The organism is Vibrio sp. K4, from assembly GCF_051122595.1.
In the GTDB taxonomy this organism is placed as follows: Bacteria; Pseudomonadota; Gammaproteobacteria; order Enterobacterales; family Vibrionaceae; genus Vibrio; species Vibrio owensii.
This window is the reverse complement of record NZ_CP178577.1, coordinates 2,402,761-2,423,635: the sequence shown is the minus strand read 5'-3', so window position 1 is coordinate 2,423,635 and position 20,875 is coordinate 2,402,761. Positions and strand designations below refer to the sequence as shown.

Here is a 20,875-nt window from a genome sequence, read left to right as displayed (position 1 = left end):
TGAACTGCCCCCGATATATCTATAAGCAGTTGATTTGAGAAGACCCTACAGACGTACCGCATCAAGCGGCGTTATGGAAATAATAAATCCCTTAAGGGATAAACAAACGGAATATCAAAATGAATTTGCATGAATACCAAGCCAAACAGCTGTTTGCAGAATTCGGTTTGCCTGTACCGGAAGGCTACGCATGTGATACGCCACAAGAAGCTTTTGAAGCTGCGGGTCGCATCACTACTGAAAAGAAAGTTGTAAAGTGTCAGGTTCACGCTGGTGGCCGCGGTAAAGCGGGCGGTGTTGAACTACACGATACAAAAGACGGCGTAAAAGAATTCGCACAAAAATGGCTAGGTAAGAACTTGGTTACTTACCAAACAGACGCAAATGGTCAGCCTGTTACTAAAATCCTTGTAGAAGAAGCGTCTAATATCGCTAACGAACTTTACCTTGGTGCGGTTGTAGACCGTGCGACTCGTAAGATCGTTTTCATGGCTTCTACTGAAGGTGGTGTGGAAATCGAAAAAGTTGCGGAAGAAACGCCGGAGCTAATCCACAAAGCGGCAATCGATCCACTAGTAGGCCCTCAAGCTTACCAAGGTCGCGAGCTAGCGTTCAAACTTGGTCTTGAAGGTGACCAAATCAAACAATTCGTTAAGATCTTTATGGGTCTTGGCACGATGTTCTCTCAGTACGACCTAGCGCTACTAGAGATCAACCCATTGGTTATTACTGGTGAAGGCAACCTGCTATGTCTTGACGGTAAGATCAACATCGACTCAAACGCGCTATACCGTCAGCCTAAGCTTCGTGAAATGCACGATCCTTCACAAGAAGACGAGCGTGAAGCGCACGCAGCTCAGTGGGAACTGAACTACGTAGCACTAGACGGTAACGTTGGCTGTATGGTTAACGGCGCGGGTCTAGCAATGGGTACAATGGACATTGTAAACCTACACGGCGGCAAGCCTGCGAACTTCCTAGACGTAGGTGGCGGCGCGACAAAAGAGCGTGTAGCAGAAGCATTCAAGATCATCCTATCTGATGACAACGTGAAAGCCGTTCTAGTAAACATCTTCGGCGGTATCGTTCGTTGTGACATGATCGCAGAAGGCATCATCGGTGCAGTGAAAGAAGTTGGTGTAACGGTACCTGTTGTTGTTCGTCTAGAAGGTACTAACGCAGACCTAGGTCGCGAAGTTCTTGCTAATTCTGATGTTGATATCATTGCTGCTGAGTCGCTAACAGATGCTGCTCAGAAAGTTGTTGCTGCTGCGGAGGCTAAATAATGTCTGTACTAATTAACAAAGACACTAAAGTAATCTGTCAGGGCTTCACTGGTGGTCAAGGTACTTTCCACTCAGAGCAGGCAATTGCTTACGGTACACAAATGGTTGGTGGTGTATCTCCAGGTAAAGGTGGTCAAACTCACCTTGGTCTTCCTGTATTCAACACGGTACGTGAAGCAGTAGAAGTGACTGGCGCAACAGCAACAGTTATCTACGTTCCAGCACCATTCTGTAAAGATGCAATCCTAGAAGCGATCGACGCAGGCATCGAGCTTATCGTAACGATCACTGAAGGCATCCCGACAACAGATATGATCGACGTTAAAGTGAAGCTAGAAGAAACTGGCGTTCGCATGATCGGTCCTAACTGTCCGGGTGTTATCACGCCTGATGAGTGTAAGATCGGCATCATGCCTGGCCACATCCACAAGAAAGGTAAAGTGGGCATCGTTTCACGTTCAGGTACACTAACGTACGAAGCGGTTAAGCAAACGACTGACGAAGGCTTTGGCCAGTCAACGTGTGTTGGTATCGGTGGCGACCCAATCCCAGGTTCAAACTTCATCGACATCCTGAAGCTTTTCCAAGAAGACCCAGAAACTGAAGCAATCGTAATGATTGGTGAAATCGGTGGTACTGCGGAAGAAGAAGCGGCGGCTTACATCAAAGAAAACGTAACGAAGCCAGTGGTTTCTTACATTGCTGGTGTTACTGCTCCTCCAGGTAAACGTATGGGTCACGCAGGCGCAATTATCTCTGGTGGTAAAGGTACTGCAGAAGACAAATTCGCAGCACTAGAAGCGGCTGGCGTTAAGACTGTGAAATCTCTAGCTGAGATTGGTAAAGGTCTACGTGAAGTGACAGGTTGGTAATCAACCAAACCATTGTATAAGCATTAAAAAGCCTGCGATTTCGCAGGCTTTTCTTTTTCTGTTTCACAATGGTTTGTGTTTAATCTTTAACGCGATTTAGCGATTTAGTTATCCGTTATTAGGCTTTGCGTTTAATCAGTTGGCTAAGCATAAACAGGAATGTCGCGCTAATCACAACTGAAGGACCTGCTGGTGTATCGAAATGCCAAGATAGGCTTAGGCCCATCAGCACCGCGATAGAGCCAATAATTGAGGCAAACAAGGCCATCTGCTCTGGTGAAGACGACACTTTACGTGCAGTTGCGGCTGGGATAATCAATAGAGAAGTCATGATCAGCGCACCCACAAACTTCATCCCGACAGCGATAACCACACCGACCATGAGCATTAGTACTAAGCGCACTAAATCGGTATTCACGCCCTCTACTGCAGCTAGCTCCTCACTTACAGTGCTTGATAAAAGCGGTCGCCAGAATGCATACAGACAAGCACTGACACCGATCACTCCAGCGTAGATGAACATTAAATCCTGTGGTGAAACTGCAAGCAAATCACCAAACAGGTAGCTCATCAAATCCACACGAACGTTCTCTAGGAAGCTGACCGACACTAAACCAATCGATAAGGCGCTGTGTGCCAGAATACCTAGTAGCGTGTCGGTAGCGACAAGCTGTTGTTTTTGTAAAGTAACCAGCAGTACAGCAAGTGCTAAGCAACAAACTAACAATGCAAGGTAAAGGTTTATGTTTAGCAAGAAGCCTAGTGCCAAGCCCATTAAAGAGGCATGGGCGAGCGTATCGCCAAAGTAAGCCATTTTTCGCCAAACCACGAAAGAGCCAAGTGGGCCAGCAATGATTGCGATACCGATACCGGCCAAAATTGAAGGCAATAAAAACTCAATCATGATGGTGGTGTCCGTGAGAGTGGTTAGAACATGATGTCGCGTCCCCCGTCACTGGAGAGCCTGCTAAGTCGTGGTGATGATGGTCGTGGTCATGGTGATAGAATGCCAATGACTCACGAGTCGCATTACCAAATAGCGCGATATAAGACGGGTGCTGAGTGATGGTCGCTGGTGAGCCAGAGCAGCATACGTGATGATGCAAGCAGATCACATCATCGGTCTTAGCCATGACCAAATGCAGATCATGAGATACCATAAACACGCCACAATCGAAGCGATGGCGAATGCTCTCAATTAGATCGTATAAATCGATTTGACCTTGAACATCAACACCTTGAGCTGGTTCATCAAGCACGAGCAACTCAGGACGTTGGAGTAGAGCGCGAGCAAGCAGCACACGTTGGTTTTCACCACCAGAAAGACGGTGCATGTTACTTTTGATGAGATGTTCAGCGCCGACAAGACGCAACGCGTCAAGGCATTCCTGCTTGCTATACTTGCCAGCAAGGTTTAGGAAGCGAATGACATTCAATGGAAGAGAATCGTTGAGTTTCAGCTTCTGGGGTACATAACCAATTTTCAGCTTACGTTGCTTGGTTAATTTACCACTGGTTGGTTTTTGGAGACCTAGAATGACTTTAACTAACGTCGATTTTCCCGCTCCGTTGGGACCAATTAGGGTAGTGATCTTGCCCTTTTCTAATTCCATTGTGACATTGTCGAGAACTCTGCGTTCGTCAAACTCGACGCACAGTTGCTCAAGACGGACTAGTGAAGACATGAATGAAACTCATTTGCAAATTGTTAATGTTATAATGTAACATTATCTCACTTTCCACGCTATACCCCAAGTAAAACTATGAAAAGAGCTATAATTCTTGCTGTTTCAGCAATGTTAACCTTACCTGCTCATGCGGTAACCGTGTTGACTAGTATTAAACCTATTCAAATGATCACAACCGAGCTGACGGAAGGCGTTACGAAGCCAGACGTTCTGCTACAAAACAATGCTTCGCCACACGATTACGCTTTGCGCCCATCGGATGTGAAGAAGGTAGCGGCTGCCGACCTTGTTATTTGGTACGGCCATGATCTCGAACCTTTCCTAGAGAAAGTGGTGACGGATAAAGGTAACACGCTAACTGTTAGCGAAATTCCGGGCCTATCGTTACGTGCATTTAGTGGTGAGCATGATCACCATGACGGCCACGATCACGGCACACACGATCCACATTTCTGGTTGGGTGTTGAAACCGTAAAACAAGTTGCCAACGCTATCGCTCACAAACTTGCAGAAATCGATCCTACGAATGCAGACACTTACGCAGCAAACTTGAAGAAGTTCGAAGCGGAGTTAAAAGCTACGGATGCGGAGATTAAGCAACAACTGACGCCAGTGCAAGACAAAGGTTATTTTGTTTTCCACGATGCTTACGGCTATTTTGAATCACGTTACAACCTGAATCAACTCGGGCACTTTACGGTTTCTCCAGATCGTAAACCGGGAGCAAAAACATTGATTCATATCCGTAAAACATTGGCCACGGGTGATGTCGCTTGTGTGTTCTCAGAACCACAATTCACTCCTGCTGTGGTTGAAAGTGTTATGCGTGGCAGCGATGTTAATGCTGGCGTTCTTGACCCACTGGGTAGCAGTGTTGATATTAAATCAGGTAGTTACTTTGTATTCTTGAAAGGAATTTCAAACAGCTTTAGTCAGTGTTTGAGTGAAAAGTAACAATTGTGTTGTTGTTCTCTATACAGAACACGCGTTTAACGTGATCTGGCAGTAAGAATTACAAACCTTTGGCGCAGTGAGTCTTTTCTATCAATGGAATTGAGATATCATTATCAATAATTAGCGGCTCAAAATAACCATATACGCACTCAGCTATGGAAGGCATGAGTAAACCATGAGTCGCACGTATTGATACATGTAAGGATTTTATCTTGCTGCGCCAACTAGCCCTATTTTTTTGGGCTTTTATCCTCTCATTTCAAGCGTTTGCTTCAAGTGAAGCGAATGCGATCTTCTACCCTTTGCCAAATCAGGTTAAGGGCACTTTTATTGCAGCGAAAAAATTGTTTCCTGGCGAGCACGGTGGGCTTTGGATTCATGATGTTCATGGCCGAGTGCTGTTCTACAATGGGCAGACAACCTTGCCTAAATCAGGAAGTTTTCTGCAAACAAAAGCCGAGCAACTGGCCTACCATAAAGGCTCATTCTGGACGTTTGTCGAAAATGAAGTGTACCAAACTTACCCTAACCAAGAGCGTCGCTTGGTTTTTAGCCTCAATCCTGGCTCGCAGATTCGAAAGATTGGTTCATCGGGTAACTTTATTTGGGTGAGCGATGGTGCGCATTTCTATACCTACAATATTGAAACCAGCGAACTGAACTCTTTCTCTTTGCTTCAGCTCTATCAGCACAGCAACAACAGCTACGTCTATATCAATGACGCTATTTTTGTAGAGACAAAATGGGCATTAGCGACCACATCAGGCGTTTATTTATCTGAAGGAAGTAAATTCAACCACGTGGTTTCTTCTGGTAAGCATTACATTGAAAAAGTGTATTACTCCCATACAAGGCGAGAGATTTTAGTTGGCACGCTTAAAGGGGCGCTGATCTTCAATATCTATGAGCCAAATAAACCGGTCATTAGAATCGGTGCCTCGCATGTGCTGACTTTTGCGGAAACCAACCAAGAATACTGGGTAGGAACGGAGCAGGGGCTCTACTTGTATTCTTTCTTGAGTGGTGAGGTGACTCAAGTAACCCCAGCAAGCTTCCTTGAGTTGGAATTAGCGAGCACTAAAATCTACTCGTTATTGAACGACAATATGGGTGGTATGTGGATAGCAACCAACCAAGGTATTCGCTATTACTCATTATTCAGTAAAAAGTTTGAGCGGATCACCTTCAGTAGCTATGACCAACAAACACTGACCGGACGTATACGACAAACGTTAACAGGGCCGGATGGCGCATTATGGTTTGCTGACGACCACAAGCTGTACCGTTCAGGAAGTTCAGAGATTACTGAAGTCTTACATCTAACATCCCAGATAAATGAATTTGCTTTTCAAGGTGAAAAACTCTGGATAGCCACGTCTTCCGGTTTAGAGATTTACAACCTAAATAACTTACAGCGTGTGACGTTCCCATACCTTCGCGTCATTGCTGGAAGGGAAATTGATCATATCGTCTCTGATGGAACCGACCGACTTTGGGTTTCCAGCGGCTATCAACTATTTAATATCGATGCTGCGAATCAGCAGATGAGAAACTTTGGCAGCGATTGGTTAGTCAGTCAGTTTTTACCTGCGAAAATCACCCGTTTATATGACAAAAAAGATTTGCTTTTGATTGGTACTGACCACGGCGTCTATGAATACGATGGTGAGCGAATTCGATTTAACCGCTTCTCAGAAAAGTACGGTGAGTCACTCGATATTATTACCGCGATTGATGGGTCTCATTGGTTTGCTTCTGCTTATGGTGTTTTCAAAACGGTACCGGGTAGCGATGCAAAAGAAGTGATGGAAATGAGCGTCTCAAATTCTCGCCCGGCCTGTTTACTCAGTGACTCAGAAGGTGTGTGGCTTGCTTCATCAGTGGGGCTTAGCTATTACCATCTCTCAGGGCAGTTGATGAAGCATTATTCTTCAGCATCCGGCCTCATTAATAATGAATTTCTTCCGGGTGTTTGTAATGTTATTCGTCGCTCAGAAGATAGTGACCGCCAACTTATCTTTGGCTCTCAATATGGTTTAGTCAAAGCTGATTCGTCAAAGTTACTCGTATCCAACACGCCAGAATCCCAACTGATCGTTAGTCAAGTCATGCTAGAAAATGAGGTGGTTCAAGTTGGTAGTGCTGACCTAGAAAGTATGAAGCTACCTTATGGCTCTTCGTTAAGCTTTCTTTTTGGGGTGATGCCGAAACCAGATAACCAAAACCTCTATTATCGCTTGAACGAGAGCGACCAGTGGCAATCGCTTGAAGGTGGTCAATTAACACTAGAACACCTCAACTCAGGTGATTATCACTTGCAGGTGAGTAATGATTCGCAGCTCGCGTCTGGCTTAATCGGTTTGGAATCAAAATTCACGGTATTAAAACCTTGGTATTTGTCCAAGCTGGCGATCTCTGGATTTACTTTGGTTACCATCGCCATTATCGCTCTTTTGATGTATTGGCGCTCACGGTATGTGTTGCAAGCGAACCGTGACTTGGCAGCACAAGTGACGTTAAAAACCAACCAGCTTCGCCATCAAAGTCGAGTTTTATTGACCAGTAATCAGCAACTAAGAAAGCAGATTCAAGTGAGAAACTTGCTGGTGGACCATGTTGCACAGTCAATTAAGTCGAGCGTTGACTCGATAGCGCATAAGTTACCTGTTGATTTAGATTCAGTGACTCAAGATCATCTATCGAAAACGTATTGGCAGCTAAACGAACTAAAGAGCTCTCCGGGAGACACCAGTAACGGGAGTCAAAACTATAACTTGAGTCAGATAACGCAATCTGTTGTGGATGTTTGGCGTGAGGACTTTTCTAAAGCCGGTATCAGTGTTGAGCTGCAAGACAATCACAAAGCAAGCCGTATTTCATTAGAAAGCTTTAACCTTGATGTCATATTCAACAGTATTTTCGCCAATATCATCAAACGCTCTTTCCGAGGGCAGTCGGTTAAATTGGTATTGGACGAGGCTAATGACATCGTCTCATTGAGTTTTATTGACTACGGAACGCAATTACCAAGTAAAGCGGCAGTAATGCGCCCAACCAATGCCAGTAATGTAGATTTGAGTATGGATAACTTACCTCAACTTGTTGCCGCAAGTGGAGGGCATTTATCTATGTTTGCTTCTGATGCTCAAAATAAAATAGAGATTACTTGGCCATGTGCTCAAGAACCGAGCCATGTTGAAGAAGTATTGCCCGAGTTTACGGAAGTTGAACCACAGCAGCAAACTACCTCACCAGAGCAAGAGTGGTTGATGAAAGTTTACCAATTGGTTGCTGAGCATTATCACGATCCAGAGTTTGGTACGGCATCTGCTGCGAAGATGCTTTATATGTCTGAGCGAAGCCTACAGCGGCGCTTTAAGTCGGCTTCGTCAAGAACGCTAAAAGACTACGTGACAGAAGTAAGATTAGAAACAGCCTGTGAACAGCTACTCGCAGGAGAGAAAATCAGTGAGGTTGCATTTAACTGTGGTTTTAATGACCCATCGTACTTTAGTCAGAAGTTTAAGTTGCACTTTGGCTTGCCTCCTTCCAAGTTTGCCATGACTCAAGATAGTCAGACGAGCCTTTAGCTCTTAATTTGACATTAGCTAGCCCAGCCTTAGTGCTGGGTTTTTTCATGCCTGTGAGACGAACGGTGTCGTAAAGAACGTCATATAGATATTGGACAGAAGGGCATGCTCTCTAATTTGGCAGGATAAGGGATAAGGGATAAGGGATAAGGGATAAGGGATAAGGGATAAGGGATAAGGGATAAGGGATAAGGGATAAGGGATAAGGGATAAGGCGCACAAACCATCTTATGAAGAACATGTGCAGTAAAACGGTTATGAAAGATGGTGACAGATAATAGAGATAATTGAGCTTTGTTTGAGAAGAAGGTTGAGAAGAAGGTTGAGAAGAAGGTTGAGAAATTATAAGGAGTTAATTGAGAAGCGAATGAAGAAAGAGAAGAAAAAAAATATCGTGGTATAGCCGGGGGGACTATACCACGGGTGTCAATGACACCTTCGCTTGCTGCCGGAGTGACATGTTGCCATGCCACCTCTGGAATTCTTTTGAGAGGCTGTTGTCTCTCGATGGGTTAACTATACGAGACCTTACTTATTTTTCTTATAAAAATAACGACAGCTTTATGTGAGAAAAGCGACAAGTTGTATTTTTATTTGTAACTAACTGTATTTAATATAATTTTTACTGATGATGAGTTTAAATGTTACGTTTGTGTTAATCTGCATTTGGCTGAAAATATTCGATTTTGACGAAAATGACGTGAGATTAATTAACGGAGTTGACGTTTCATTTCGCCAAAAGCATTAATGAAATCTTTGATTTCACACAATGAATGAGAGGGTATAGAAGAGTAACATTAGCGCCCTATACTATTAATAATAATATTTATCATTTGCACTACTCTTAAGGGCCACTATGAAGCTATCAGAAATTAAACCTGGCGAAACAGTGACAATTCGGTTGTTAGAAGGACTTACGTCGGACGTCAGAAAAAAGCTAATGGTAATGGGATTACTTCCAAATACTGAGGTTAAAGTTATTCGACGTGCTCCAATGGGCGACCCACTGCAAGTTGAAGTTCGTGGTGTTTCTGTTGCATTGCGAGAGGCCATTGCGCAGAACATTGAAGTGGAGCGAGCATAATGCAATACCAAATTCTTACAGTCGGTAACCCAAACAGCGGTAAAACGACACTTTTTAATGGCCTTACTGGTGCAAAACAACAAGTCGGCAACTGGGCTGGTGTAACGGTTGAAAAGAAAACTGGCCAGTTCAAACACGCTGGCGATGAATTTCTGCTGACAGACCTTCCGGGTATCTACTCTCTAGATAGTGGTAATGATAGTAATAGTATCGATGAGTCTATCGCGTCTCGTGCGGTTCTGACGCACCCTGCTGATCTGATCATCAACGTAGTCGATGCAACAAGTCTTGAACGTAGCTTATATATGACACTGCAGCTGCGTGAACTTGGTCGTCCTATGATTGTTGTATTAAACAAAATGGACGCACTTAAGCGTGAACGCCAAATCATCAACGTTGCAGAACTCGAAAAAACGTTGGGTTGCCCGGTAGTTAGCCTGTCAGCGACAAACAAAGCACAAGTAGCAGAATTTAAAGAGAAGTTGCACAAGTCTGTGGTTCAAGGTGTCGCGTTAAAAGAAGTCGCTTTGAATTACGGCGAACAAATGGAAGCGGCGATCGGCAAAGTTTCGGCTCTTTTCAATGATCAAACCGTTTCTCACCGAGCATTGGCGATTCGCGCACTAGAAAAAGATGCACTGGTTCTTAACAGCATGTCGGATGCAGACCGCAATAGTGTTGAAAATACGATTGCCGAGCTAGATCTTGATGTTGACCTGCATGTGGCTGACACCAAATACACACATCTTCATGAAGAGTGTAAGAAAGTACGCCGTAGCGAAGGCAAGCTAAGCCGCAGCGTGACTGAAAAGCTAGACCAATTTATTTTGAACAAGTGGGTGGGCATCCCATTCTTCTTTGTTGTGATGTACCTAATGTTCATGTTCTCTATCAACATTGGTAGTGCATTCATCGACTTCTTCGATATCGGTGTTGGTGCTCTGTTGGTTGATGGTGGTCACCACTTGTTAGACGGTCATTTGCCTGTGTGGTTAGTGACGGTTCTTGCTGATGGTATCGGTGGTGGTATCCAGACGGTTGCAACCTTCATTCCGGTTATCGCGTGTTTGTACCTGTTCCTAGCAGTACTTGAGAGCTCAGGTTACATGGCTCGTGCAGCATTCGTACTAGATAAAGTGATGCAGAAGATCGGTCTACCGGGCAAAGCATTTGTACCGTTGGTTCTTGGTTTCGGCTGTAACGTTCCGTCAATCATGGCAACTCGTACTCTAGACCAAGAACGTGAGCGTAAACTGGCTGCATCTATGGCGCCATTTATGTCATGCGGTGCTCGTCTGCCTGTATACGCACTATTCGCTGCGGCATTCTTCCCAGGTTCTGGTCAGAATATTGTATTCGCACTTTACCTACTTGGTATTGTGGCAGCGATCTTCACAGGTCTTTTCCTTAAGCACACGCTTTACCCAGGTAGCAGCGACAGCCTAGTGATGGAAATGCCAGATTACGAGCTTCCGACGCTACAAAACGTGGTGATCAAAACTTGGCAAAAGCTAAAGCGCTTTGTACTTGGTGCAGGTAAAACCATCGTTATCGTTGTTGCTATTCTGAGTTTCTTCAACTCATTGGGTACAGATGGCAGTTTTGGTAACGAAGACAGCGAAAACTCTGTGCTTTCTAAAGCAGCGCAAGTTGTGACTCCAGTATTCTCACCAATCGGTGTTCAAGAAGACAACTGGCCAGCGACGGTAGGTATCATTACTGGTATCTTCGCAAAAGAGGCGGTAGTTGGTACGCTGAACAGTCTATACACGACGCCAAGCGACGGCGAAGACGCAGAATTTGATCTAATGGGCAGCCTAGAAGAGGCAGTAATGAGTATCCCTGAAAACCTAGCCGGTTTGAGCTACTCAGATCCACTAGGTATTGAAGTGGGTGACTTAACTGACTCAAATGCGGTTGCAGAAGAACAAGAAGTCGATGCTTCTATCTTCGGTAACATTAAATCGCAGTTTGCTTCTGGCAATGCCGCATTTGCTTACCTAATCTTTATCTTACTGTACACTCCTTGTGTGGCGGCGATGGGTGCTTATGTACGTGAGTTTGGTCATAAATTCGCACGCTTTATCGCGGTTTGGACAATGGGCTTGGCTTACCTATGTGCGACGTTCTACAACCAATTGACGCATTTCGCAGATAGCCCAGTGACAAGTGGCATTTGGATGGCAGTGATCGTTGCTATCTTCTTTGGCACATACCGTGTGTTCAAACGAGTTGGCAAGAAGCAAAACGGTGCATTAGAGGCGCAAGTAGCATGATTTTAAAAGAGCTTTATCAATACATTGCAGACAAAGGAACCGTCTCCCAGTCAGATCTGGCTAAGCAGTTTGGGATGAGTGAAGATGGTGCCGACGCGATGTTAAGCGTGTGGATTAAGAAGGGTAAAATTAGCCGCTTAGTTGACACCAATAAAGCTCATGACGTGACTCGAGTTCGCTACTCAGTGACTAAACAAGATGGCTTGTCTCTGACAGTCACCATGTAGCGATTATCAAAATTAGTCATCTAAAAATTATCACGTAAAAACGACAAAGTCGCATCAGCAATGATGCGGCTTTTTTAAACTTATAAGCTCAGATTTTGCAAAGTTTCCCAGTTAAGCTTTTTGGAAAATAGAGCTCAGTGACAGCACGTTTTTAATGCGACCAAGTAATTCGTTTTGCTCTTCTTCTGTACGGAATTCACCTATGGTGTTACCCCAAACTGGTCCCGGCCATGCTACGTCATCTTTGAAACGAGCAATATGGTGAATGTGCAGCTGAGGCACCATGTTACCTAGTGCGCCAAGGTTTAACTTGTCTGGACGGAATGTTGCTTCCAGTGCTTGGCTTACTGCCTGAGACTCTAGCAAAAATTGTTGCTGTTCTTTCATTGGCAAGTGGTGAAGCTCTTTTAGGTTTGCACGTTTTGGTACCAAGATAACCCATGGCACGGCATTGTCTTTATGCAGAAGCGCCACACATAGTGGGAAGTGACCGATAACGGTAGTGTCTTTTGCCAATTGAGGGTGCAGTTCAAAACTCATTATATTATCCGATTAGAATAGAATGACATCAGTATACGCCAGATAAAACAAAAGGTTGACGCTTTCACGCCAACCTTTCGAAATCATCTCGATTCTCGATTCTCGATTCTCGATTCTCGATTCTCGATTCTCGATTCTCGATTCTCGATTCGCTTACATACGCTCTAGAGTATCAATACCTAGTAGCGACAGACCTTGCTTGATGGTCTTCGCTGTTAGCGCTGCTAGTTTCAGACGGCTTTGTTTCACTGCTTCGTCTTCAGCAACTAGGATAGGGCATGCTTCGTAGAAGCTAGAGAACTGACCTGCTAGTTCGAATAGGTAGCTACACATGATGTGTGGTTGACCTTCGCGAGCAACAGATTGAACTGCTTCTTCGAACTGCATAAGTTTTGCGATAAGCGCTTTTTCTTTCTCGTCAGTGATCTTAATTTCACCTTGTAGATCATCCATAGAAACGCCAGCTTTAGCGAATACAGATGCTACGCGAGTGTAAGCGTATTGCATGTACGGTGCAGTGTTACCTTCGAACGCTAGCATGTTGTCCCAATCGAACACGTAGTCCGTGGTGCGGTGCTTAGAAAGGTCTGCGTATTTAACCGCTGCCATTGCAACTGTGTTTGCGATCGCTTTCTTCTCGTCTTCTGCTAGTTCTGGGTTCTTAGATTCGATCAGCTGTGCTGCACGAACTTCTGCTTCATCAAGAAGATCAGCAAGACGAACCGTACCGCCTGCACGAGTCTTGAATGGCTTACCATCTTTACCTAGCATCATACCAAACGCGTGGTGCTCAAGAGATACTGACTCTGGTACGTAACCCGCTTTACGAACGATAGTCCAAGCTTGCATTAGGTGTTGGTGCTGACGAGAGTCGATAAAATAAAGTACGCGGTCCGCGCCTAGTTCTTCGTAACGGTATTTCGCACATGCGATGTCCGTTGTTGTGTATAGGAAGCCGCCGTCGCGTTTCTGAACGATAACGCCCATCGCTTCGCCGTCTTTGTTCTTGAATTCTTCAAGGAACACAACTTGCGCGCCGTCATCTTCAACCGCAAGACCTTGTGCTTTTAGGTCTGCTACGATCTTAGGTAGCATGTCGTTGTACATGCTCTCGCCCATTACGTCATCACGAGATAGAGATACGTTTAGACGATCGTAGTTGCGTTGGTTTTGGATCATGGTTACGTCAACCAGCTTCTTCCACATTTCTGCGCAGAACTCGTCGCCGCTTTGCAGTTTCACAACGTAGTTACGTGCTTTCACTGCGAATTCTTCGTCTTCGTCGTACAGTTTCTTCGACTCACGGTAGAAGCCTTCAAGGTCAGCCAGTTCCATAGAAACTTCGCCAGACTCTTGTTGTACACGCTCAAGGTTTGCGATAAGCATACCGAACTGAGTACCCCAGTCACCGATGTGGTTCGCACGGATCACTTTGTGACCTAGGAACTCAAGAGTACGTACTACTGCATCACCGATGATGGTTGAACGTAGGTGACCAACGTGCATTTCTTTCGCAACGTTTGGTGCAGAGTAGTCAGCAACGATAGTTTGAGCTTCGTCTGCTGCAACGCCAAGACGTGAATCAGCCAGTGCTGCTTCCGCTTGTTTTGCTAGGAACTCTTCGCTTAGGAAAATGTTGATGAAACCAGGACCAGCGATTTCTGTTTTGCTCGCAATACCATCTAGGTCTAGAACATCCAGTACTTTCTGTGCAAATTCTCGTGGGTTAGTACCCAGTTTTTTAGCAACGCCCATTACGCCGTTTGCTTGGTAGTCACCAAATTGTGGCTTTGCTGATTGGCGTACTGCCGCAGGACTGCCTGCAGGTGCGCCAGCGGCTTCTAGAGCCTGAGATACTTTGTCATTAATAAGTGCTTGGATATTCACACGCGTTTCCTTCAATTCAAGGACGAAGAACTCGGCGAAGTAAGTGCCGAGTTCTGTTGGAGTTCACAAAAATGGGGCTAATGATAACAACTTTATTGCTTTTCATACAGAGAGGAATTGGGGAAATTTATACTTTTTCGATTGAATGGAAATGTGGCTTAGTTTGCGTTTACTATTGCGCTCAGAGTAATGAGATAAATCGCCCCATAAGAGAGCTACAATGACGACTCAACTAGTTGAAAAACGCCTAGCGCCTGAATTGATGATCCAAGATCTGGATGCATTTATGGTTAAGATTGAAGAGCTTGCATCCCTGTTAAAACTGGATCTGAGCTTTGCTCAAGCTGACCATATTGCGCTGCGTATTAATGATACTGAAACCGCAAAAGCCGCGCATGAAGCATGGAATCAATACGGTAAGGTAATTTCACAAGCGAAAATCAACGGTCGCCCAATTATTGTTATCGAATTCGACAAAGCGTTAGAAAGCCGTGGTTGGAAGATAGAGTGTCTGGAGCTGCCATACCCTGCGGAAGGCAAAATCTACCCAACTGAAAGCTGGGAACATGTGGAGTTTGTGATTCCATCTCATGCCGAAAATGCAGATGAGTTTCTTGCTGATTTGAAACACACTTATCCAGCGTTTGGCGCGCGTTTTGACGAGCTAGAAGAGCTAGGTGTGAAGATCAAACTGTCGAGCCCGAAAGGTGAAGGCGAGCGCTTGAACAACCCAACGGTGGCGTTTAAGTATCAAGGTATTTGTATCAAGCTGCACCCGCATTCACTTAAGCGTATTGTGGAGTCTGAGCAGGCTGAATAAGTGAGCTCCTAACAACTGTAAAGAAGAAAGGGTTGCCAAATGAGCAACCCTTTCTTTTTTCAAATGCGGTGAAATTAAAGGATAACCGTTTTATTGCCGTAAACAAAAACGTGGTCATTGATCACTTTATTCAAAGCCTTGCTCAATACGTTCTTCTCTACATCGCGACCTGCTTGTGCCATATCTTGTGCGCTGAACGTGTGATCCACTGGAATAACGTCCTGCTTGATGATTGGACCTTCATCCAAGTCATTTGTCACGAAGTGCGCTGTTGCACCGATGATCTTCACACCGCGGTCGTAAGCTTGTTGGTATGGCTTAGCACCGATAAACGCGGGTAAGAAACTGTGGTGGATGTTGATGATCTTGTGACGGTATTTCTCTACGAAAGTCGGAGTGAGAACACGCATGTACTTCGCTAGTACAAGGTAATCGGCATCGTATTGATCAATCACTTCAAGCATCTTCTGCTCGTGCTCTTCACGGCTAAGATCTTCGTGAGTAACGTGATGGTAAGGAATATCAAAACGCTCAGTGAGTGTTTGCAGTTTGTCGTAGTTACCAACAACCGCAGCAATTTCAACATCTAAGCTGCCATCGTAAGTCTTCATCAGAATATCACCCAGACAGTGCGCTTCTTTGGTCACTAGAATAACGATGCGTTTGCGGCGAGAGCTAATGAGTTTGCGTTTTGCACCTTGTGGCAGCGCTTGGTCTAAATCGGCGAGTAGCGTTTGATCGTTGAAGTAACCCTCCAACTCGGTCCTCATGAAAAAGTGTCCACTGGTGTTATCAACAAACTCGTTATTATGAACGATATTCAGCTGATGCTTATAACAGATATTGGTGATTTTTGAGATCAAACCCGGTGCGTCAGAACAATGGGTCAATAGTGTTTTCTTTTCCATAAATCAGATACTTCCATGCATTATTTTTCTAGCGTACGAATTAAAGGGTCACGTCAGAAGCGTGAATCGTACTGCAATCTGACTTCATAAATAATCTATTCTCGGCGTGGTTTCAACAAATTATCCGCGCGATGCTAAAACCTAGTGCTTTTGTTGGCTGATGTTTACGCTCAACTCCTGATATACTCTCGACAATTTTTCCAACCAGATGTCAGGCATGATCGCAAAAACATTCTCCTCTGAGGGCGCGTTAGGCAAAGCCATTCCGGGCTTTCAAGCTCGCCAGCCACAAATCGATATGGCAGAAGCTGTCAGCAGTGCGATCAAAGACCAAACTCAGCTAGTGGTTGAAGCCGGAACGGGAACGGGTAAGACCTTCGCTTACCTTGTGCCTGCGCTATTAAGCGGCAAAAAAGTCATCATCAGTACGGGGTCGAAGAACCTGCAAGAGCAGTTGTATCATCGTGACCTGCCGTTGATGGTCAGTGCTTTAGGCTTTTATGGACAAGTCGCGTTACTAAAAGGTCGCTCCAACTATTTATGTTTGGATCGTCTTAGCCGACAAATGGTCGAGAGCCATACTAATGAAGCCGACCCAACATTGTTGACCCAATTGGTGAAGGTTCGCACTTGGTCGTCTGAAACCAAAACGGGCGATTTAGGGGACTGTGAGGATCTGCCAGAAGACAGCATGGTCATCCCAACCATTACCTCCACCAACGACAACTGTTTGGGTAAAGAGTGCCCGAGCTACACCGATTGTTTCGTCTTAAAGGCACGCAAACGCGCAATGGATTCAGACATTGTTGTCGTTAACCACCACTTGTTCCTTGCAGACCTTGCGATCAAAGAAACCGGCTTTGGTGAGTTGATCCCAGAAGCTGACGTGTTCATCTTCGACGAAGCTCACCAGCTTCCAGACATTGCCAGCGAATACTTCGGACAATCGATCTCTAGCCGTCAGATCCAAGAGCTCGCCAAAGACATTGAGATAGCCTACCGCACTGAAGCAAAAGACATGCGCCAGCTACAAAAAGTCGGCGATAAGCTGATGCAAAGTGCAATGGATATGCGCATCGTGCTGGGTGAGCCGGGCTTTCGTGGTAACTGGCGTGAAGCGCTGCAGTCGGAATCGATCAAGCGTGAATTGGTGCGCTTAACCGATAGCTTAGACTTGGCGATTGACGTATTGAAACTGGCGCTAGGTCGAAGCCAATTGCTGGATACCGCCTTTGAGCGTGCCAACCTGATCAAAGGACGAATTGATCGCGTTTGTGATGTCGATATTACTGGTTACTCATACTGGTACGACACATCTCCCCGCCATTTTGCTCTGCACATTACGCCGCTATCGGTTGCAGATAAATTCCATGAGCAAATTGAAATCAAACAAGGCGCGTGGATTTTCACGTCTGCAACCCTAGCGGTTTCGGGTGACTTTAAACACTTTACCGACCGTCTTGGATTGAAGCCGAAGCAGCAGTTTTCGTTGCCATCTCCGTTCGATTACGAGAAGCAAGCGCGCCTATGTGTGCCTCGTTATTTACCAGAGCCAAACAGCCCAGGCTTAGCCGACAAACTGGTGCGAATGCTTGCGCCTGTGATTGAAGAGAACGACGGGCGTTGTTTCTTCCTGTGTACTTCGCACAGCATGATGCGTGAGCTTGGTGAACGCTTCCGTGAAGTACTGGATCTGCCTGTGCTAATGCAAGGTGAGATGAGCAAACAAAAGACCCTTGCCGAGTTTATGGAACTCGGTAACGCGCTGCTGGTGGCGACGGGTGCATTCTGGGAAGGGATCGATGTTAGAGGTGATGCGCTGAGCTGTGTTATCATCGACAAATTACCGTTTACTGCCCCTGATGACCCGCTGCTCAAAGCCCGAATCGAAGATTGTCGATTACGTGGCGGTGAGCCGTTTGCAGAAGTGCAAATCCCAGATGCGGTTATCACGTTAAAGCAGGGCGTAGGACGTTTGATTCGAGACCAAAAAGATCATGGTGCCTTAATCATTTGCGACAACCGTTTGGTAACGCGTGATTACGGTGGCATCTTCCTTGGCAGCTTACCGCCAATCCCAAGAACACGGGATTTGGAACGAATCAAAACATTCCTAAAAACAGAACAACCTGCCGCAGACTAATGCGCTGTGGCATCAATAAATTAAAGAAGAATTGTAGAGAGTTACATGAGCGCAAAAATTCTTGCTATCGATACGGCAACTGAGAACTGTTCAGTTGCGCTACTGGTTAATGACCGAGTGATTTCACGCAGTGAAGTGGCTCCTCGTGACCACACTAAGAAAGTACTGCCTATGGTAGACGAAGTACTGAAAGAAGCGGGCCTGACTCTACAAGATCTAGACGCATTGGCGTTTGGTCGTGGTCCGGGCAGCTTTACTGGCGTTCGTATCGGTATTGGTATCGCGCAAGGTTTGGCGTTCGGTGCTGACTTACCAATGATCGGCGTTTCAACACTGGCTGCGATGGCACAAGCAAGCTACCGCCTACACGGTGCTACAAATGCCGCTGTTGCGATTGATGCGCGCATGGGTGAAGTTTACTGGGCACGTTACACTCGCCAAGAAAACGGTGAGTGGGCAGGCGTGGATGCAGAATGCGTTATTCCACCAGCGCGTCTAGCGGAAGAAGCACAAGCAGACGACAAAACGTGGACTAAAGCAGGTACTGGTTGGGATGCTTACCAAGAAGATCTTGGCAAACTGCCATTCAACGTCACCAGTGGCGATGTTCTTTACCCTGATTCGCAAGACATTGTGATTCTTGCTGAACAGGAACTTAAGAAAGGCAACACAGTCCCAGTAGAAGAATCGAGCCCGGTTTATCTGCGTGATAATGTGACGTGGAAGAAACTTCCTGGTCGCGAATAATCGGACTTTCAATGACATGACAAAGTGCAGGGCGTTTGCCCTGTATTTTTATGGAGCGTTATGGCGTCTATCAATGGTTTACCTCCTGCGTTAATACCGGGTGCAAATCGCACCAATAAAGTCGGTAAAAAAGGGCAGGTAAAGAAAGCTCAAGATAAGCAGCCCGTTGGTCAACCTTCTAAGGTGGCGAACGCTGTCGCGCATTCCATTAAGCAAGTGGATGAGTCTCAGATTCATCGCACTCAAGTGCAATATGATTTGCCCGAGGGTCATGCTCGCAAAGCAATGGAACAGTATATGGACGTCATGAATCGAGCGAAGAAAGAGGAACTTGCTCAGTTACTTGGTGTCGATATCTATGTGTAAAACAACGAATTAATAGTGGGGGTTTATGAAACTTTCTGGACGTATTTTTCTGGTTATTATCGCAGCATTCGGGCTTTCTGCCTGTAGTTCTCTTCCTGAAGAGCTGAATGCAAGCACCGAGCAGGTTTTGACGGATTACAAAGCCTTTGCTGAAGACCAAGGACAGGCTGCTAATGATGTCCGTCTTGGTGGTGTTATCGCGAAAGTGGATAACTTGAAAGACCAAACGCGTCTGGAGATTGTAAACCTACCAATCAGCAAATCAGGCAAGCCAGACATCGACCAAGAACCAACGGGTCGCTTCGCGGTTTATTTTGATGGTTACCTAGAGCCGGTTGCTTTCAGTAAAGGTCGAATCATTACCGTGGTGGGTAAAGGTGCGGGCGAAGAAGAAGGTAAAATTGGCGAGCATCAATACATCTTCCCAGTCATCAAAGGCGATGGTTACCGCTTATGGAAGATTGAAGAGCGCGTACGTATGTACGACACGCCAACCTATTACTACCCTTGTTACTCCATAAACTGCCGTATGATGCGTTCGGATTTCCCGCAAGACGGCAAGGTGATCAAGAAGGTTAAATAATCTGTGATGAATGAGCGCCGTTTCGAACTCCCAAATGGGAGCATGGCAGCCTTAGAGATCGGAAACGAAAAAACGACTGCTTGTTCAGTCGTTTTTCTTCATGGGTGGATGGATAACGCAGGCAGCTTCAAAACCTTGATGAAAGCTATACATCACTGCAACCCTGATCTTCATCTACTAGCAATTGACCTATTTGGTCATGGCTTATCCAGTCATAAATCCTCAGACAATTACTACCCCTTCCACGACTACATTGCTGATTTACACCAATTATTGGATGAATTATCGCCAAACAGACTGATGTTAGTAGGGCATTCACTAGGCGCTTTAATCGCAAGTTGCTATAGTGCTGCCTTTCCTGAACAGGTCGAAACGTTAGTGCAAATTGAAGGGGCGGGTCCACTCGCAGAACAGCCTTCCAATAGCGTAAAACGACTGCGTGATGGCGTCCTTAACCGACAACGTCAACGCAGCAAACCGGAGCGAGCTATCGCTTCTTTCGATCTGGCGTTAAAGCTACGCATGCAAGCGAATCACCTGACCGCCGAGCAGTTGATGCCAATCGTAGAGCGCGGGACTGAATGTCGTGAGAACCAGTGGTTTTGGCGACACGATGCCAAATTAAAGTGCGATTCTCTTTATCGCATGGCACAGGATCACGCGAACTCGATCACCAGCCAAATACGCTGTCCGCACCTAATCATATTGGGTGATAAAGGATTTCAGCATTTACAGTCTAACCAAGTCGATTGGGGCGAAAATCCACCGAAAGTGGTTTCTGTCGCGGGTGGGCATCATTGCCATTTAGAGCAAACACTCGAGGTCGCAAAGCGAATTCTTGGTGTAGTTAACAAAATTTAAACAAGTGTTTGAGAGTTACGTGCTCAAGCACGTTTGCTGTGCT

Annotated in this window: 18 protein-coding genes; 13 read left to right on the top strand and 5 right to left on the bottom strand. The window is 45.6% G+C overall.

All coding sequences use genetic code 11. The annotated features are described in order from the left end of the window. Positions 1-119 precede the first annotated feature (119 nt). Both sucC and sucD read left to right on the top strand, forming a co-directional pair. Positions 120-1,286 (top strand): ADP-forming succinate--CoA ligase subunit beta, encoded by a 1,167-nt coding sequence (gene sucC / locus ACLIIY_RS10770; RefSeq protein ID WP_005426700.1) that lies wholly within the window; start codon positions 120-122, stop codon positions 1,284-1,286. Then, positions 1,286-2,158 (top strand): succinate--CoA ligase subunit alpha, encoded by an 873-nt coding sequence (sucD, locus tag ACLIIY_RS10765; protein WP_005436989.1) that lies wholly within the window; start codon positions 1,286-1,288, stop codon positions 2,156-2,158. The genes sucC and sucD overlap by 1 nt, the downstream gene beginning before the upstream one ends. Positions 2,159-2,276: 118 nt before the next feature. Here the strand turns inward: sucD and znuB are convergent, their stop codons facing one another. Both znuB and znuC read right to left on the bottom strand, forming a co-directional pair. Continuing rightward, a complete protein-coding gene (gene znuB, locus ACLIIY_RS10760; protein WP_005436990.1) occupies positions 2,277-3,062 on the bottom strand; it encodes a zinc ABC transporter permease subunit ZnuB in 786 nt (261 codons plus the stop codon). Continuing rightward, positions 3,055-3,843 carry a zinc ABC transporter ATP-binding protein ZnuC gene (gene znuC, locus ACLIIY_RS10755; protein WP_005436991.1) on the bottom strand — a complete coding sequence of 263 codons (789 nt, stop codon included), beginning with the start codon at positions 3,841-3,843 and terminating at the stop codon, positions 3,055-3,057. The genes znuB and znuC overlap by 8 nt, the downstream gene beginning before the upstream one ends. A 78-nt stretch (positions 3,844-3,921) precedes the next feature. Here znuC and znuA point away from each other — a divergent pair, with 78 nt between their 5' ends. From znuA to ACLIIY_RS10730, 5 genes are all read left to right on the top strand, one after another. Next, a complete protein-coding gene (znuA, locus tag ACLIIY_RS10750; RefSeq protein WP_434527603.1) occupies positions 3,922-4,800 on the top strand; it encodes a zinc ABC transporter substrate-binding protein ZnuA in 879 nt (292 codons plus the stop codon). A gap of 212 nt (positions 4,801-5,012) precedes the next feature. Beyond that, positions 5,013-8,390, top strand: a complete 3,378-nt coding sequence (locus ACLIIY_RS10745; protein ID WP_434527602.1) for a helix-turn-helix domain-containing protein — start codon at positions 5,013-5,015, stop codon at positions 8,388-8,390. An 856-nt stretch (positions 8,391-9,246) separates the two neighbouring features. Continuing rightward, the gene (locus ACLIIY_RS10740) at positions 9,247-9,474 is read left to right on the top strand and encodes a FeoA family protein (RefSeq protein ID WP_033005426.1); all 228 of its coding nucleotides are present in this window, start codon (positions 9,247-9,249) and stop codon (positions 9,472-9,474) included. Further along, on the top strand, positions 9,474-11,750 hold the full coding sequence (gene feoB / locus ACLIIY_RS10735) for a Fe(2+) transporter permease subunit FeoB (RefSeq protein WP_039841465.1): 2,277 nt from the start codon (positions 9,474-9,476) through the stop codon (positions 11,748-11,750). The genes ACLIIY_RS10740 and feoB overlap by 1 nt, the downstream gene beginning before the upstream one ends. After that, entirely contained in the window at positions 11,747-11,977 is a 231-nt protein-coding gene (locus ACLIIY_RS10730; RefSeq protein WP_005426709.1) for a FeoC-like transcriptional regulator, read from the top strand. The genes feoB and ACLIIY_RS10730 overlap by 4 nt, the downstream gene beginning before the upstream one ends. Before the next feature lie 111 nt (positions 11,978-12,088). Here the strand turns inward: ACLIIY_RS10730 and ACLIIY_RS10725 are convergent, their stop codons facing one another. Continuing rightward, complete coding sequence (locus ACLIIY_RS10725) at positions 12,089-12,517, bottom strand: HIT family protein (RefSeq protein ID WP_434527601.1); 429 nt, start codon at positions 12,515-12,517, stop codon at positions 12,089-12,091. A gap of 153 nt (positions 12,518-12,670) precedes the next feature. Next, positions 12,671-14,404, bottom strand: coding sequence for an arginine--tRNA ligase (gene argS / locus ACLIIY_RS10720; protein ID WP_005446437.1), 1,734 nt, complete (start codon positions 14,402-14,404; stop codon positions 12,671-12,673). A gap of 220 nt (positions 14,405-14,624) precedes the next feature. On the opposite strand from argS, the gene ACLIIY_RS10715 reads away from it, so the two are divergent. Beyond that, positions 14,625-15,224, top strand: a complete 600-nt coding sequence (locus ACLIIY_RS10715) for a VOC family protein (protein WP_434527600.1) — start codon at positions 14,625-14,627, stop codon at positions 15,222-15,224. Positions 15,225-15,298: 74 nt separating this feature from the next. On the opposite strand, the gene purU is transcribed toward ACLIIY_RS10715, so the two are convergent. Beyond that, the gene (purU, locus tag ACLIIY_RS10710; RefSeq protein ID WP_005428723.1) at positions 15,299-16,132 is read right to left on the bottom strand and encodes a formyltetrahydrofolate deformylase; all 834 of its coding nucleotides are present in this window, start codon (positions 16,130-16,132) and stop codon (positions 15,299-15,301) included. Positions 16,133-16,349: 217 nt separating this feature from the next. Between purU and ACLIIY_RS10705 the strand changes: the two genes are divergently transcribed. Genes ACLIIY_RS10705 through ACLIIY_RS10685 form a run of 5 tightly spaced genes read left to right on the top strand, consistent with a single transcriptional unit; the run spans position 16,350 to position 20,832 of the window. Next, complete coding sequence (locus ACLIIY_RS10705; protein WP_434527599.1) at positions 16,350-18,275, top strand: ATP-dependent DNA helicase; 1,926 nt, start codon at positions 16,350-16,352, stop codon at positions 18,273-18,275. A gap of 45 nt (positions 18,276-18,320) precedes the next feature. Then, on the top strand, positions 18,321-19,022 hold the full coding sequence (gene tsaB, locus ACLIIY_RS10700; RefSeq protein ID WP_009707199.1) for a tRNA (adenosine(37)-N6)-threonylcarbamoyltransferase complex dimerization subunit type 1 TsaB: 702 nt from the start codon (positions 18,321-18,323) through the stop codon (positions 19,020-19,022). 60 nt (positions 19,023-19,082) lie between these two features. Beyond that, on the top strand, positions 19,083-19,388 hold the full coding sequence (locus ACLIIY_RS10695) for a hypothetical protein (protein ID WP_054822927.1): 306 nt from the start codon (positions 19,083-19,085) through the stop codon (positions 19,386-19,388). A gap of 25 nt (positions 19,389-19,413) precedes the next feature. After that, the gene (locus ACLIIY_RS10690) at positions 19,414-19,971 is read left to right on the top strand and encodes a Slp family lipoprotein (protein WP_009698574.1); all 558 of its coding nucleotides are present in this window, start codon (positions 19,414-19,416) and stop codon (positions 19,969-19,971) included. Positions 19,972-19,977: 6 nt separating this feature from the next. After that, complete coding sequence (locus ACLIIY_RS10685; protein WP_434528549.1) at positions 19,978-20,832, top strand: alpha/beta fold hydrolase; 855 nt, start codon at positions 19,978-19,980, stop codon at positions 20,830-20,832. Positions 20,833-20,875 lie beyond the last annotated feature (43 nt).

Bases quoted from the DNA above. Each gene is read 5' to 3' on its own strand.
- sucC (WP_005426700.1), top strand. From the start codon at position 120: ATGAATTTGCATGAATACCAAGCCAAACAGCTGTTTGCAGAATTCGGT.
- sucD (WP_005436989.1), top strand. From the start codon at position 1,286: ATGTCTGTACTAATTAACAAAGACACTAAAGTAATCTGTCAGGGCTTC.
- znuB (WP_005436990.1), bottom strand. From the start codon at position 3,062: ATGATTGAGTTTTTATTGCCTTCAATTTTGGCCGGTATCGGTATCGCA.
- znuC (WP_005436991.1), bottom strand. From the start codon at position 3,843: ATGTCTTCACTAGTCCGTCTTGAGCAACTGTGCGTCGAGTTTGACGAA.
- znuA (WP_434527603.1), top strand. From the start codon at position 3,922: ATGAAAAGAGCTATAATTCTTGCTGTTTCAGCAATGTTAACCTTACCT.
- ACLIIY_RS10740 (WP_033005426.1), top strand. From the start codon at position 9,247: ATGAAGCTATCAGAAATTAAACCTGGCGAAACAGTGACAATTCGGTTG.
- feoB (WP_039841465.1), top strand. From the start codon at position 9,474: ATGCAATACCAAATTCTTACAGTCGGTAACCCAAACAGCGGTAAAACG.
- ACLIIY_RS10730 (WP_005426709.1), top strand. From the start codon at position 11,747: ATGATTTTAAAAGAGCTTTATCAATACATTGCAGACAAAGGAACCGTC.
- ACLIIY_RS10725 (WP_434527601.1), bottom strand. From the start codon at position 12,517: ATGAGTTTTGAACTGCACCCTCAATTGGCAAAAGACACTACCGTTATC.
- ACLIIY_RS10715 (WP_434527600.1), top strand. From the start codon at position 14,625: ATGACGACTCAACTAGTTGAAAAACGCCTAGCGCCTGAATTGATGATC.
- purU (WP_005428723.1), bottom strand. From the start codon at position 16,132: ATGGAAAAGAAAACACTATTGACCCATTGTTCTGACGCACCGGGTTTG.
- ACLIIY_RS10705 (WP_434527599.1), top strand. From the start codon at position 16,350: ATGATCGCAAAAACATTCTCCTCTGAGGGCGCGTTAGGCAAAGCCATT.
- tsaB (WP_009707199.1), top strand. From the start codon at position 18,321: ATGAGCGCAAAAATTCTTGCTATCGATACGGCAACTGAGAACTGTTCA.
- ACLIIY_RS10695 (WP_054822927.1), top strand. From the start codon at position 19,083: ATGGCGTCTATCAATGGTTTACCTCCTGCGTTAATACCGGGTGCAAAT.
- ACLIIY_RS10690 (WP_009698574.1), top strand. From the start codon at position 19,414: ATGAAACTTTCTGGACGTATTTTTCTGGTTATTATCGCAGCATTCGGG.
- ACLIIY_RS10685 (WP_434528549.1), top strand. From the start codon at position 19,978: ATGAATGAGCGCCGTTTCGAACTCCCAAATGGGAGCATGGCAGCCTTA.